We start from the raw sequence: 14,965 nt of genomic DNA, 5'->3' as shown, positions 1-14,965 counted from the left end.
AGAACAGAAAACAAGGAAAAAACAGGTTATTTAATCCACTAATCCAACCTTTAGGACATTTTGCAGGCTGATAAGGGTGTAAAGAAGAAAACAAAAAATGTGACCTTTGCATCAAAGAACTTCTAAATCCATACAGATGAAACGATTATTATTACTTCCCTTCCTTCTCTGGTTGGCCAGTGGATGCACAGAAAAGCCCACGCAAACCTTTATCCGCAGTGTGATGTTGACCACTCCTATCCCGTCTGGAGCAGAGAGCATCAAAAACTTTTCTGGAGTGGTACAAGAAAGCCATAACATCGGACTGGGATTTAAAACCGCAGGACAAATTGAAAAAATATACGTAAAAGAAGGAGATTATGTAAAGAAGGGGCAGTTAATCGCCCAGCTGGACCACACAGACTACCAACTAGGTGTACAAGCTTTGGAAATACAATGCAAGCAACTGGAAGATGAAGTCAAACGGACAGAAGCCTTATATCGCAGCAAAAGTATTTCCATAAACGATTATGAAAAAGCACAGGCCGGACTGCAGCAATTGAAAGTACAATTGCAAGTCAACCGTAACAAGCTGGCATATACACGCTTGTATGCTCCTACCGACGGATACATACAAAGCGTCAATTTTGCTCCATCGGAAATGGTAGACGCAGGCACTCCTGTCATCAACCTGCTCGACATGCATTCCATGGAAGTGGAAACCGAACTGCCGGCTGAGGTATATCAGCTTCGTTCCCGCTTCCAGCGTATCACCTGCGAACTTCCTTCTGCAAAAGGAGAAGATATTCCCATGAAAATATCAAGCATCACCCCCAAAGCAGATGGAAATCAGTTATACCAGCTGAAACTGACCTTTCAGAAGAAAACCAACTCACGGCTCAGTGCAGGCATAAATGTCAATGTACGCATCTACATTGCAGCTACCGACAGTCTTCGTGCTTCTTTTACACTTCCCCTGCATGCCCTCATTCAATCACAGGAAGAAACCTATGTCTGGGTAATGAATACCGACTCTACCGTCAGCAAACGGAAAGTGAACTGCAGCGAAATAGATGAAAAAGGCCGTGCCGTCATTACAGCCGGACTGAAAGGGGATGAACAAATCATAAAGGCAGGAGTAAATGCCCTGCAAGAGAACGAAAAAGTCCGTGTCATCCATACGGATAGTAAAACCAACGTAGGAGGACTTATCTGATGAAAATAAAACTCACCGAATACTTTATGAAGCGGCCTACCTTGTTCTGGTCGCTCATGACATTCATTCTAATAGCCGGTGTGCTGGCCTTTCTGCAAATGCCCAAACTGGAAGACCCGGCTGTCTCCGTCAAGCAAGCCATGGTCATCGTACCTTATCCGGGAGCTACCGCACATGAAGTGGAGCTGAAAGTGGCACAAACCATGGAAGACGAACTCCGCGCCCTTCCCAATGTCAAGAAAATCAAATCGGAATGCCAGAACGGGATGGCCACAATCACCGTCGAATTCCAGATGACCGTTCTCCAAAAAGACTTGGAACAGCACTTCGACCTTCTGCGACGGAAAGTGAACGACAGCCGTTCCAAATTGCCACAAGACTGCTATGACCCGATTGTCATAGACGACATGATGGATGTGTACGGCATCTTCTATGCTTTCACAGGTGAAGGCTATTCTTATCCGGAACTCTATAAGTACGCCAAACTGATACGCCGGGAACTGCTGGGAGTAAAGGGTGTGAAACGTATCCTCATCACAGGCAACCGGGATGAAGTCATTCAAATTACGTTATCGAAAGAGAAGATTGCCCGTAATGGCATTATCCCTACCCAAATCATGATGAGCCTGCAGAATGCCGGAAAAACCGTCAACGCTGGCAGTTACCAGAATGAGAGCGACCGGCTGCCATTGCATGTGAGCAGTGCCGTTACTGATGAGAAAGACATCCGTAACCTGCTTATTCGTACCCCACAGGGAAAAACCATCCGACTGGGAGATATTGCACAAATAGAACGTACCTATAGTGAGCCGCAACGGAACGGTTTCTTCGTGGACGGAAAACCGGCCCTGGCCATCTGCCTGACCATGGAAGAAAATGCCATTGTCCCCGATGTGGGAAAAGCGGTTGAAAAACGGCTGGCAGAAATCATGCCACAGATTCCCGTAGGAATGGAAATGGAAAAGATATTCTTCCAACCCGACAAGGTGGATGAAGCCATCAGTTCCTTTATGGTCAACCTGGTAGAATCGGTCCTGATTGTCATCCTGATACTTATCTTCACCATGGGATTCCGCAGCGGCCTCATCATCGGCTTCGGACTGATTCTGACTATCGCTGTCTCCTTCCCCATTCTGTTGATGTGTGGCACCACGCTTCAACGCATCTCCCTCGGGGCTTTTATCGTGGCCATGGGGATGCTGGTGGACAATGCCATCGTCATCATGGACGGTATTTTGATTGACAAAGCACGTGGGCTAGGACCAAAGACTTATTTGTACCGCATCGGACAGCACACCGCCATGCCTCTGCTGGGAGCTACCCTGATTGCCGTATCGACTTTCCTTGCGGTATATCTTTCTCCCGATTCAGCCGGAGAATATGCCGGCGACCTGTTCCTGGTACTCTGTGTCAGCTTGCTGGCCAGCTGGATACTGGCATTGACCCAAGTACCTGTGTGTGCCAAATCGTGGCTGCCTACCCGTAAAAAAAAGACTCAACAGCCACAAATATACCATTCACCCATCCACCGATTTATCCGTCGTACCATCAGCTTGCTGGTAGAATACAAAAAGACGACACTGGCTACCGCCTTCATCCTCTTGGCGCTTTGTATATTCGGCATGACGAAGGTAAAAAATCTGTTTTTTCCTGATTTCGACTACAAGCAATTCATTGTAGAATATTTTCTTCCTTCGCAAACCGACCCCGACCGTATACGAAAAGACCTTTTGGAAATGTCGGCCCTGCTGAAGAAAAATCCTGCCATTGAGCGAGTAGCTGCCAGCATGGGAAGTGCACCTGCCCATTACTGCCTGGTGCGTCCCATGACCTCAGGAGGCGACTGTTACGGCGAACTGATGGTCGACTGTAAAGATTATGAGACCGTGGTTGCACAAATACCTGCAGTCAGAAAACTTCTGCGTGAACGTTATCCCGATGCGTACATCCGCATCCGGAAATACAATTTCTCCATCGCCTCCTCTCATACAGTGGAAGTCGAGTTTTCAGGTCCGGATCCTGCCATCCTACGGAAACTGAGTCAACAGGCAGAAGATATTATGCGCCGCTGCCCGTATGTAGACCCTTATTCTGTGGGTAACAACTGGAAACCCAAAGGCAAGACCCTGACAGCCGATTATGTACGCGAAGATGCATTAAGGTCAGGTATCGAACGGAGTGATGTAGGAAATGCCCTGCTGGCCGCTACCGACGGATTACCCGTAGGTGTATTGAACGACCAAGACCGGACCGTACTCATCCACCTGCTGGTACGGAATGCCGACGGAAGCCGGATTACCAACCTGAATGATATTCCCGTATGGAGTACGTTGAACCTGCGCATGGACGACGACGCACTGAAAGGAGTGCTGACCGGTTCCACCAAAACCGATGAGTTACAAGACCAATTGTTCCGTAGTGTACCCCTCGGCAATGTAGCCCGTCAAATTCGGCTGGACTGGGAAAACAACTACATCTATCGTCTCAACGGACAAAGAGCCATCGAAGCGGAATGTGACCCCAATACCGACTTATACGAAGCCACTCCAGCGAAAGTAGTTGCTTCCATTCAGAAAGAAATCGAAGGCATCCCTCTGCCGGACGGTTACAAAATGCGATGGGTAGGCGAAGGTGAATTGCAGGGAGAAGCCATCGGCAACCTCATGAAATACCTGCCTGTGACCCTCTTCATCATTCTGGGCATCCTGTTATTACTTTTCAACAGTTGGAAAAAAGTAATACTCATTTTACTCTGTTTCCCGTTTGTTTTCTGTGGCATCACGCCCGCCCTGTTGCTGTTCCGACAGCCCTTTACCTTTATGGCTATCATCGGAATGATGGGACTTATCGGCATGATGGTGAAAAACGCTATTGTGCTGGTCGATGAAATCAATCGCTTGCAACAGGAAGAACATCTCCACCCTTATCATGCGGTGGTGGAAGCGACCGTTTCACGTGTACGCCCCGTACTGATGGCCTCCCTGACCACCATTGTGGGCATGATTCCACTGGTAAACGATCCGATGTATGGTTCCATGGCCATCACGATTATGGGAGGACTGACCGTAGGTACCCTCATTACCCTCGTGCTGCTCCCCATTTTCTATACCGCTCTGTTCCATATACACAAACCCAACTCCATGTCTAACCCTTCATCCATACAACAATTATGAAACGATACATTTTAGGAGGAATACTGTGGCTCGGATTTCTGACACAGCTCCCTGCACAACATATACTTTCACTCACACAAGCCGATTGCCGGGAACTGGCTCTGCTACGCAACGAGGAGCTACAGAAAGCCACCAACGCCTTACAGCAGGCCGAACTGGACCAGAAGATTGCCTTCAGTTCCTATCTGCCTAAATTCGACGGAATGGTATCGGGGTCCTATATGTTTCCAGATGTCGAAATGACCGGGATGGAACTTCAGATTCACGGCATGTACCTGGCAGGCATCAGTATGACCCAGCCGTTATATGCTGGAGGGAAAATCAGGGCAGGGAACAAACTGGCCCAGATTGGTCGAGAAAGTGCTGCCGAAAGCAGGAGAAAGACACGCATGGAAGTCATTGCGGAGGCAGACAAGGCTTACTGGAACTACATTGCCGTCCAGCAAAAGGTACGTATGCTGGAAGCGTATCGCACACAAATGGATACCCTATACCAACAGGTAGAAACAGCCGTAAAAGCAGGAATGGGCACAGACAATGAGCTGTTGCGCATCACTGCCAAACGAAGTGAAATCAACTATCAACTGCAAAAGGCCCAGAATGGAAACGAACTATGCCGGTTGGCCCTGTGCCATGTATTAGGTGAACCGTTGGAAACACAGATTCTCCCCACAGACACCCTTATCCAAGTCACGCCTCCCGAACAACTGGAAGAGGGAATTGACTCCCGACCTGAGTTCAAATTGCTGAAACAGCAGATTGCTGCCCAAGAACAACAAGTAAAATTGGCCAGAGGGAATATTTTACCGCAAATAGGACTCTCTGCCGGATATGCCTACTACGGAAACATCAAACTGAAAGGGATGACGGCCGACCCGCAAGGAAACTACATTCCTTTTACTCAAAAAATGGATGACGGTATCGGACTGGTCATGGCTTCGGTAAGCATCCCCCTCTTCCATTGGGGAGAAGGACTGAGAAAGATCAAGAAAGCCAAGCTGGACTTGCAAAATGCCCAACTGGACCTACAACAAAATTCACGTCTGCTCACCATCGAGGTACGACAGGCCATCCAGAACCTGACCAACGGATATAACCTGGTACAAACTGCCGCACTCGGTTCCAAGCAAGCCCAGGAAAGCCTGCGAGTGATGCGCAACCGCTACACCCACGGCCTCAGCACCCTGACCGACCTGCTGGAAGCACAGTCCCAATGGCAACAGGCTGAAAGCAACCGTATCGAAGCACTGACGCAATACAAAATTTATGAAACAGAATACAAGCGGTGCACGGGACGTTTGGAGGAATAGCTTTTACCTAATAATATTGACAATTACAGACGATGTCAGGCATTGCATATAATTGTTTAATCTCTATCTTTGCAAAAATTATTCTCCTTTGCAATGAACGATATCAAAAATATATGCGTGTACAGCGCCTCCAGCACAAAAATTGATCCAATCTACTTCGAAGCCGCTGAACAACTGGGAAAGATCCTGGCCCGGAAACACATCAACCTCATCAACGGAGCCGGATGCCTGGGACTCATGTGCCGCATCAGCGACGCCACACTGGCTGCCGGAGGCACTGTGACGGGTATTATACCTCATTTTATGGTCGAACAAGGATGGCACCACAAAGGGCTGACCCGACTAATTGAGACCAAAGACATGCACGAGCGCAAACAACTTATGGCCGACATGTCCGACGGCGTCATCGCCCTTCCCGGAGGATGCGGCACCTTGGAAGAACTGCTCGAAATCATTACCTGGAAGCAGCTCGGACTGTACCTGAAACCCATCGTCATATTGAACATCAACCACTTTTACGACCCTCTATTAGAAATGCTCCAGCAGGCCATCGACCAACATTTCATGCGGCAGGAACACAAAAACATCTGGCATGTAGCAGAAACTCCAGAAGAAGCCGTAGATTTGCTGTATACCATTCCCCATTGGAGCAAAGAAATTCGTAAATTTGCAGCGATATGAACAAAGTCTGCCACATAGTTTTTTCCCAAATCCAGGAACTTTACGAACAGCACGTAAAGGAAATAGATAACGCACTGCTGCATAGCAAAGAAATGCGGTGTACTACAGGCATGCCGGGCGAGCCTCTTCCCTATCAGCTCCGCACCGACTTACCGATAACCTGTGTGGTTTTCCTCTGTTTTTTTCTAATTATCTACGCACTAAAAAACGGGAAAAAATATCTCCATCAGCACCTAAAGACCTTCTTCCGCCAAAAGGAACGGGCAGGCCTGTTTGACGAGACTTCCAACTTCGACCTTCGCTACACCTTGAGTTTGGGAGGAATCAGTTGCATATCTGCCAGTTTATTTGTCTACGACTTCTTTTCGAAAACAAACAACTTCCTGTTTCAGGTTGTCCCACATTCTATCATATTACTTGTTTATATCGCCTGTATGCTGTTGACAGTGTCAGGCAAAGCTTGTCTTTACCAACTGGTCAACTGGGTTTTCTTTGACAAAGAGAAAAATAAAACATGGATTTCCGCTTATTTTGATCTTCTATGTGGAGCTGCATTCATACTATTTCCCCTGACTTTGCTCATTGTTTATTTCAACCTAGACTTTAATTTTTCTAAAACCTTCGTACTCATTGTAGTAATTTGTTTCAAAATATTGTTATTTTATAAATGCATTAGAAACTTTTTCAATCATTTTCATGGCATTTTACATTTAATTCTGTACTTTTGCACCCTCGAAATCATCCCCCTTCTTTTCCTTTGGAAAGGATTGATATATATAAATAACATTTTGATTTTAAATTTTTAGTAACGTTGAAAATAAAGAAAGTCCTCGTTTCTCAGCCTAAACCGACGACAGAAAAGTCTCCCTATTTTGACATTGCTGAGAAATACGGAGTGAAGATAGATTTTCGCCCGTTCATCAAAGTAGAAAGTTTGTCGGCTAAAGAATTCAGACAGCAGAAGGTTTCTATTCTAGACCATACAGCCGTTGTATTTACTTCACGCCATGCTATCGATCATTTCTTTAGTCTGTGCACAGAATTGCGTGTGACGATTCCGGAAACGATGAAATATTTCTGTACTTCGGAAACAATTGCATTGTATATCCAGAAATACGTACAATATCGTAAACGAAAAGTCTTTTTCGGTGCCACAGGTAAATTTGCCGACTTACTTCCGCTCATCGTCAAGCATAATACGGAAAAATATTTCATTCCAATATCTGATGTACACAACGATGAAATCAAAGATTTGCTCGACAAAAACCATATCCAGCATACAGAAGCAATAATGTATCGCACAGTAAGCAACGACTTTACACCCGGTGAAGAATTCAACTATGACATGCTGATTTTCTTCAGCCCGGCAGGTATCCAGTCGCTGATGAAGAACTTCCCGAACTTCGAACAGAAAGACATTGCTATTGGAAGTTTCGGCCCTACCACTGCCAAGGCAGTCAAGGACGCAGGTTTACGTCTCGATTTGGAAGCTCCTTCCAGCGCCGCTCCTTCCATGCCGGCCGCATTGGATATGTTTATCCGCGAACACAACAAATAAGAAATATCTCTGACCAACAAAGCGAAGCAATAAAAGCATTACTTCGCTTTGTTACTTTTTAGTACCGTGTCTATGACTGATTCTCAAAAACCCACTTTGCCAAAGGTAGAACGGCTGAATAGCCGGATACTGATAGAGAAACTCTTCACAGGAGGCAGCAAGTCGCTTCCTGCTTTTCCTCTGCGTATCGTCTACATGCCAGTTGAAGGAGAGAATCTGCCCATAGCCACCATCCTGATCAGTGTGCCCAAAAAACGGTTTAAACGGGCCGTGAAACGCAACCGCGTGAAACGTCAGATACGCGAAGCCTACCGCAAGCATAAGCAAATCCTGATTGATTCACTGAAGAACTCACACAAAAAAGTGGCCTTGGCCTTTATCTGGCTGGACAACGAACTCCATGACTCCGCTGAAGTAGAAGCTAAGGTCGTCAAACTGTTACAACTTACTGCAGAACGTCTGGCATGAGAAAGATTCTGACTTTTCTTCTTTTGCTTCCCATTTATTTTTACCGGAACTGCATCTCCCCCTTCACGCCTCCTTCCTGCCGCTTCACCCCCACCTGTTCACAGTATGCCATTGAAGCCATCAAGAAGCACGGCCCCCTGAAAGGATTGTACCTGGCCATACGGCGCATTCTCCGCTGCCACCCTTGGGGAGGCTCCGGATACGACCCTGTTCCTTAACTCTTTCCCCCATGCTTGAGACTCCTTTTTTCGACGCACACACCCATCACTTGACATCCGACGCACAGACCACCTCCATTCTCAGCTGCAGCATGATGGAATCGGCCTCTGTGGTTTTCCAACAAGCCAAGTACCTCTCTGTCAGCCTCCATCCTTGGTATCTGTCTGCAGAGAACCTCCCATTACAAACAAACTGGATGGAACACTGCCTTTCATCCGACCCACGGGTAGTAGCCGTGGGAGAAGCAGGACTTGACAAGCTGTGCGATGTTCCTCTTCCGCTGCAACAGGAAGCTTTTCAGGCAGCCATTGCATTATCTGAAAAGTACCGTTTCCCCTTACTTATTCATGCTGTCAAGGCTACGACAGAGCTTCTGGCATTCCAAAAGAAACATCGTCCTACGCAACCTTGGATTATTCATGGTTTCAGAGGAAAGAAAGAACTGGCCGAAGACTTGCTCCGGCATGGATTTTATCTTTCCTTCGGAAAAAAATACCAAGAAAAAGCCCTGTCTGCCGTGCCGACCGAAAAGTTATTGGTGGAAAGCGATGAAGAAAATATCGATTTCCCCACCTTCTATTCCGAAGTCGCTTCCGTACGCGGCACGACTATGGAGAGCCTCATCAAAGCCCTCCACGAAAATGCTAACCGTCTCTTTTTTAACCGCTAAAAATTGGTTATTCAGAGAAAGTGTCGTACTTTTGCTTCAATTATTAAATAAATATGTTAAACTAAGAATTTCATTCGATGAATTTTGTAGATGAACTAAGATGGCGTGGAATGATACATACCATGATGCCAGGAACAGAAGAACTGCTGAAGAAGGAAATGGTAACGGCTTACCTGGGTATTGACCCTACAGCCGACTCGTTGCATATCGGTCACCTGTGTGGCGTGATGATGTTGCGTCATTTCCAACGCTGCGGCCACAAGCCGTTGGCACTGGTAGGCGGTGCCACTGGTATGATTGGAGACCCTTCAGGCAAGTCGCAGGAACGTAATTTGCTGGACGAGGAAACCCTGCGCCACAATCAGGAGTGTATCAAGAAGCAGTTGGGCAAATTCCTCGATTTTGAATCGGATGCCCCGAACCGTGCAGAACTGGTAAACAACTACGACTGGATGAAAGACTTCTCTTTCCTGGATTTTGCCCGTACCGTAGGAAAACACATCACCGTGAACTACATGATGGCAAAGGAATCCGTACAGAAACGTCTGAACGGAGAAGCCCGCGACGGTCTTTCTTTCACAGAATTTACTTACCAGCTGTTACAAGGATACGATTTCCTGCATCTGTATGAAACCAAGAACTGCAAGCTGCAGCTGGGTGGCTCCGACCAGTGGGGAAACATCACCACAGGTGCTGAACTGATTCGCCGTACCAACGGAGGAGAAGTATTTGCCCTGACTTGCCCGCTGATTACAAAAGCCGACGGCGGTAAATTCGGAAAGACAGAATCAGGAAACATCTGGCTGGATTCCCGTTATACTTCTCCTTACAAGTTCTATCAGTTCTGGTTGAACGTAAGCGACGAAGATGCCAAACGCTATATCAAGATTTTCACTTCCCTGAGCAAGGAAGAAATCGAAGGCCTGATTGCCGAACACGAACAGGCTCCTGAAGCACGCGTGCTCCAGAAACGTCTGGCCAAGGAAGTGACCATCATGGTTCACTCGGAAGCCGACTACAATGCGGCAGTGGAAGCCTCTGGCATCCTCTTTGGAAAAGCTACTTCCGAGGCCCTGAAGAGACTGGACGAAGACACCCTACTTTCTGTATTTGAAGGGGTTCCTCAGTTTGAAGTATCCAAGACGGATATTGAAGCAGGCATCAAGGCCGTAGATTTGTTTACCGAAAAAGCAGCCATCTTCCCGTCAAAAGGTGAAATGCGTAAGCTGGTTCAAGGCGGTGGCGTTTCATTGAACAAAGAGAAACTGACGGCTTTCGACCAGGAAATCACCGCAGCCGACCTGCTGGATGAAAAATACCTGCTCGTACAGCGCGGAAAGAAGAACTATTACTTGGTTATCGCCAAATAAATTCTTTCAGAAAAAGATACCGGAAGGCTGTCTCAATACCATTTGGGGCAGCCTTTCTTGTATCTTGAAGTCTGCCAGTACTTTCGGAAGTACTAGAGTACTACCAAGAGAGTACTGACATGAGATAAAATTACTTCGGGAAATAAAGGTCAGAAAACAAAAAATACCGGCTGACTCATTGTGAATCAACCGGCATTTTTGTAAGTCCGGAAAGACAGTTCTCCCGGAAATTTCAGTCCTTATTTCTTCGCATCCAGCTCTTTTAACAGCTCGTCTACTGCCGCCTTCAACTGCGTATCTTCTCCTTTCACAATGGTTTCGGGCGCGTTCAGCACATAAATGTCTGGCTCCAGTTCCTTGTTTTCCAGGTAACTGCCGTCCGGCAGACGGTAACCGATGACTGGAATACCGTAAATCAAATCCGGATCTTGCATCCGTACCCAGTTCACACTCGTCATCGTACCCGGAACCGGTGCGCCTACCAGCTTACCAATTCCCTGGTGCTTGTATACCCACGGCGTGCCGTGTGCATTCGAATAGTTGGCCTCGCACTGCAACATGATGGAAGGCTTGTTCCAGCGACGGCTCGGCATGTCGCAGGCTTCCCGTCCGCGGATGACCTGTGTCAGGTACTTATGTCCGCTGAACAACACTTCGATGTCTTCATGCAAACGGCCTCCTCCGTTGAAACGCGTATCAATCACGATACCTTCCCGGTTGTTGTATTTACCCAGGATATCCGAATAAATGGTACGGAAACTGCCGTCGTCCATAGATTCGATATGTACGTATCCCAGGCGACCGTTCGACCATTTGTCCACATCTGCCGCACGCTGTTTCACCCAACGCTCATACAACAGGCCACTCAAGGCTCCGCCGCTGATGGGTTTCACTACTTCATCCCAACGGGCTTTCGACTCGGGGTCGTAGAACGAAACCAAGACCTTCTTACCAGCCTTTCCATTCAGCAACGCCGCAAAATCACCCTCGGCCGGCTGTCCGTCAATCTTCTCAATCACCACACCCGGTTTCACCTGTGTCGTCTTCCGGTCGAACGGACCTTTTTCCACCACTTCGTCCACCTTCATGCCTTTGCCCGTGTAACTCCAGTCATACAGCAATCCCAGACTGGCGGTAGCTTCCTTAGCTCCCGGACGGTAACGGCCTCCCGTGTGCGATACGTTCAGTTCGCCCAGCAGTTCACTCAGCATTTCCGCATAATCATATTTGTTGTTGATATGCGGCAAGAAACGACGGTAATTAGCCGTCATGGCCTTCCAGTCTACTCCGTGCATCTTCACGTCATAAAAACGTTTCTGCTCCTCACGACACATGTTATCATACATGTAAGCCCGTTCAGCAGCCAAGTCCATCTTCACATCCGCCCGATAAGAAATCGGCTTCAGCTTCTCCCCGCTCATGTCCATCTTCTGCATGGAACCTGACCCCAGCACGAACAGATTCTTTCCATCCTTGTCCATCTCCATGTCGGCCCATCCGGAACCCATCTTGTGCAACAGTTTTGTTTCCCGTTTGCGCAAATCCAGTTTCCACATATCGAAACCCCGTTCGAAAGCCGACAGATAATACAGACTCTCTCCATCCTTCGAAAGAATAGCCGAGGCGATGTTCGATGAATTCGGTGTCAGACGCACGATACGGTCCTGAATGCCCTCCAGTTCCACCACGATGTCTTTCACCTTGGCAGCCTCATCTTTCTTGTCTTTATCCTCTTTTTTATCTTCCTTCTTTCCGTCTTTCTTTTCCGCAGCCTTCTTCTGTTCTTTTTCCAGTTCCTTCTGCAACTCGTAATCCTCCTTGCTCATACGGTATTTGTCGTAGGCATCCTGGTTCACAAAGACCATCATCACGTCGTCCAGTGAACCCCAGGAAGCATGGTTACGCATTCCGTAACGCTCGGTGGTGAACAGGATGGCATTGCCGTCCATGGTCCATTTCGGCGAACCACTGGTGTAACCACTGTTGGTCAGGTTCACGAGTTTTCCTTTTCCGTCGGCACTGACCAAAGCGATATCGGTATACGGATCGTGCTTGTTGCCGATGAACTCCAGCGTAAACCATTTTCCATCGGGCGACCAGGCATAATGGAATCCTCCACTCAGTTCATACCACGTACTTCCGTCGGTAATCTCACGCACCTTGTTCGTTTCGAGGTTCAACACCTTCAGGCGGATACGGTCTTCAATGAAAGCCACCTCCTTGCCATCGGGCGAGAACTTGGGATACATCCGTTCCACGGTCTTGGAAGGCAACAGCACTTCTTCCTTAATCAAAGTGGCATTCGGGAAATTCAAATCCTCTTTCCGTTCAATTTCCGCCTTGTAAAGCTGCCAGTTTCCTTCCCGCTCACTGGCATATACCAGCGTACGGTTGTCTGCTCCGAAAGACAATCCCTCTTCCGCTTCCGGTGTATGCGTAATCTGCTTGGTCGTACCATATTCCACAGAGGTCACGAACACCTCTCCACGCACGATGAAAGCCACCTGCTTGCCGTCGGGCGAAACCACCGCTTCCGAAGCCCCTCTCGTATAGGTCAACGTCACCGGAATATCCTCGTCGTCGCGTGTCAGTGAAATGGCGACTTTTGCCGGTTTTCCACCTTGAGCCTGTGTATAAATTTCTCCATTATACGTATAGCACATTGTACCGTCGCTGCCCAAAGACAGGAAACGCACCGGATGTGTGGAGCAAGAAGTCAGCGGCTTCACCTGGTCCGGGTGATCCAACGGAAACGAATACACATTAAACGAACCTTTGTTGCGCTCACTCAGGAAGAACACTTCCTTGCCATCGGCCGACAATACCGGGTTACGGTCTTCTCCCGCCCGTTTGGTCAGGTTGGTATGCTTGCCCGAGGTCATGTCGTACATCCAGATATCCCGTGTGATAGAAGAAGTGTGGTGCTTGCGCCATTCATCCTCAAACCCTTTCCGGTCCTGATACAAGAACTTGTTGCCCGCCGCATTGAAGCAAACCATTTCGGCAGGCGTACCCAGAATCTGTTCCGTCTTTCCCCCTTCTGCCGATACCTTATACAATTCCGTCATGGCAGAAGTCGGAAACAGCGCACTGCTGGCCGGGTCCTGAATGCTGGCCGAGAACACAATGTACTTTCCGTCTGGTGTGAAAGCGGAAGGAATTTCCGAAGCCGAGTTAGTGGTCAATCTGCGAGCCGAACCTCCGTTGGCCGACATCACAAACACATCCGTATTCCCAAAACGGTCGCTGGCAAAGGCAATCTGCTTGCCATCGGGCGACCACACCGGAGACGATTCGTAGGAATCCTGGGTAGTCAGCTGTACCGCCTCACCCCCTTTAGAAGCTACCTTGTAGATGTCTCCCTTGTAACAAAACAAAATTTCTTTTCCGTCTGGGGAGATACGCACGTCACGCATCCACAACGGGGTAACCGCCATGGCACAAGTCACTGTGCTTCCCAGCACCAATGCAGACAATATTTTCTTCATCATAATCAAATGGTTTTGAAAACAAAGGTAAGGATTCCCCGCAGAAACGGAAAAAAAGTCAGAATTTATTTGGAAAGTATTCCTAAAAACATTTATCTTTGCAACGTTTTCCGAGGAAAACAACATAAAGTTTGGACTATGGTGTAATGGCAGCACAACAGGTTTTGGTTCTGTTTGTCCAAGTTCGAATCTTGGTAGTCCAACGTCAAGAGGATGTGTCAAAATGATGCATCCTCTTTTTCGTTATATAATCATCGTTTGCCTTTTTCATAGAGTGTGATTTATGTTTTTCCTATGTCCATGCCTTTTGGGGGTATAATGTGCTGTAGATGGCTTATGCCACCCTTATATTTTGATAATTTTTGTCTGTCATCTTCTGATTTTTGATTTTAGCACACATTTTCTTTATATTAAAGGCAATGGCAAAGAAGGCAAAGTCCATTGTGGCCTTGTCTTTTCCAAAATGCCTGAACCTTTTGTATCCCATGTCGTATTTGATTTGTCCAAAGACGGCTTCAGGCTCTATGCATCTTTGCCCTCTATGTCTGATACCTTTCTCTGAGTCTTGTTCCATAAAAATGTGATTAAGTTAAAGAATGAATTTTGATATTGTGGATGTCTAGCATAGGTATGATATGACATTCAAAGACTGAATAAAAGTAAACTGATTGTTTGTGGAAAACTGTCGATAAAGAATGAAGGATATGTAAGTTTCCAATTTTAGGGTAGCTCCTTTTGAGGGTGTGTCAAAATGCATACCCTCTTTTTTTATGACAACGCCCCGACTTTCCCAAGCCGAGGCATTGTTATTACCTAAAGATTTTGTATCTTTA

11 protein-coding genes, 1 tRNA gene and 1 pseudogene are annotated in these 14,965 nt (G+C 47.3%); 11 read left to right on the top strand and 2 right to left on the bottom strand.

All coding sequences use genetic code 11. The features are described from left to right. Positions 1-136 precede the first annotated feature (136 nt). From OCV81_RS07115 to tyrS, 10 genes are all read left to right on the top strand, one after another. Positions 137-1,195: an efflux RND transporter periplasmic adaptor subunit gene (locus OCV81_RS07115; RefSeq protein ID WP_262640245.1), complete on the top strand. Its 1,059-nt coding sequence runs from the start codon at positions 137-139 to the stop codon at positions 1,193-1,195. Further along, positions 1,195-4,368 (top strand): efflux RND transporter permease subunit, encoded by a 3,174-nt coding sequence (locus tag OCV81_RS07110; protein WP_262640243.1) that lies wholly within the window; start codon positions 1,195-1,197, stop codon positions 4,366-4,368. Before OCV81_RS07115 ends, OCV81_RS07110 begins: the two co-directional genes overlap by 1 nt. Continuing rightward, positions 4,365-5,678, top strand: coding sequence for a TolC family protein (locus tag OCV81_RS07105; protein ID WP_148329427.1), 1,314 nt, complete (start codon positions 4,365-4,367; stop codon positions 5,676-5,678). The genes OCV81_RS07110 and OCV81_RS07105 overlap by 4 nt, the downstream gene beginning before the upstream one ends. A gap of 93 nt (positions 5,679-5,771) precedes the next feature. Next, entirely contained in the window at positions 5,772-6,359 is a 588-nt protein-coding gene (locus OCV81_RS07100) for an LOG family protein (RefSeq protein WP_148329426.1), read from the top strand. Then, a complete protein-coding gene (locus OCV81_RS07095; RefSeq protein ID WP_148329425.1) occupies positions 6,356-7,165 on the top strand; it encodes a DUF4271 domain-containing protein in 810 nt (269 codons plus the stop codon). Before OCV81_RS07100 ends, OCV81_RS07095 begins: the two co-directional genes overlap by 4 nt. Before the next feature lie 5 nt (positions 7,166-7,170). Beyond that, positions 7,171-7,917, top strand: a complete 747-nt coding sequence (locus OCV81_RS07090; protein WP_148329424.1) for a uroporphyrinogen-III synthase — start codon at positions 7,171-7,173, stop codon at positions 7,915-7,917. Positions 7,918-7,989: 72 nt separating this feature from the next. Beyond that, positions 7,990-8,385, top strand: coding sequence for a ribonuclease P protein component (locus OCV81_RS07085; protein ID WP_148329423.1), 396 nt, complete (start codon positions 7,990-7,992; stop codon positions 8,383-8,385). After that, on the top strand, positions 8,382-8,603 hold the full coding sequence (gene yidD, locus OCV81_RS07080; protein ID WP_022353779.1) for a membrane protein insertion efficiency factor YidD: 222 nt from the start codon (positions 8,382-8,384) through the stop codon (positions 8,601-8,603). The genes OCV81_RS07085 and yidD overlap by 4 nt, the downstream gene beginning before the upstream one ends. Positions 8,604-8,614: 11 nt before the next feature. Continuing rightward, positions 8,615-9,274: a TatD family hydrolase gene (locus tag OCV81_RS07075; RefSeq protein ID WP_148329422.1), complete on the top strand. Its 660-nt coding sequence runs from the start codon at positions 8,615-8,617 to the stop codon at positions 9,272-9,274. A gap of 77 nt (positions 9,275-9,351) precedes the next feature. Beyond that, positions 9,352-10,644: a tyrosine--tRNA ligase gene (tyrS, locus tag OCV81_RS07070; RefSeq protein WP_148329421.1), complete on the top strand. Its 1,293-nt coding sequence runs from the start codon at positions 9,352-9,354 to the stop codon at positions 10,642-10,644. A gap of 239 nt (positions 10,645-10,883) precedes the next feature. Here the strand turns inward: tyrS and OCV81_RS07065 are convergent, their stop codons facing one another. Next, entirely contained in the window at positions 10,884-14,132 is a 3,249-nt protein-coding gene (locus tag OCV81_RS07065; protein ID WP_148329481.1) for a S41 family peptidase, read from the bottom strand. 132 nt (positions 14,133-14,264) lie between these two features. On the opposite strand from OCV81_RS07065, the gene OCV81_RS07060 reads away from it, so the two are divergent. Then, positions 14,265-14,335: transfer RNA gene (locus tag OCV81_RS07060), tRNA-Gln, on the top strand. Positions 14,336-14,466: 131 nt separating this feature from the next. Here the strand turns inward: OCV81_RS07060 and OCV81_RS07055 are convergent. Beyond that, positions 14,467-14,694, bottom strand: a pseudogene (locus OCV81_RS07055) (transposase); the annotation flags it as partial. Positions 14,695-14,965 lie beyond the last annotated feature (271 nt).

Source organism: Phocaeicola fibrisolvens, assembly GCF_025567125.1.
In the GTDB taxonomy this organism is placed as follows: domain Bacteria; phylum Bacteroidota; class Bacteroidia; order Bacteroidales; family Bacteroidaceae; genus Phocaeicola; species Phocaeicola fibrisolvens.
The sequence above is the reverse complement of the archived record's forward strand: the minus strand, read 5'-3'. Positions and strand labels throughout refer to the sequence as shown.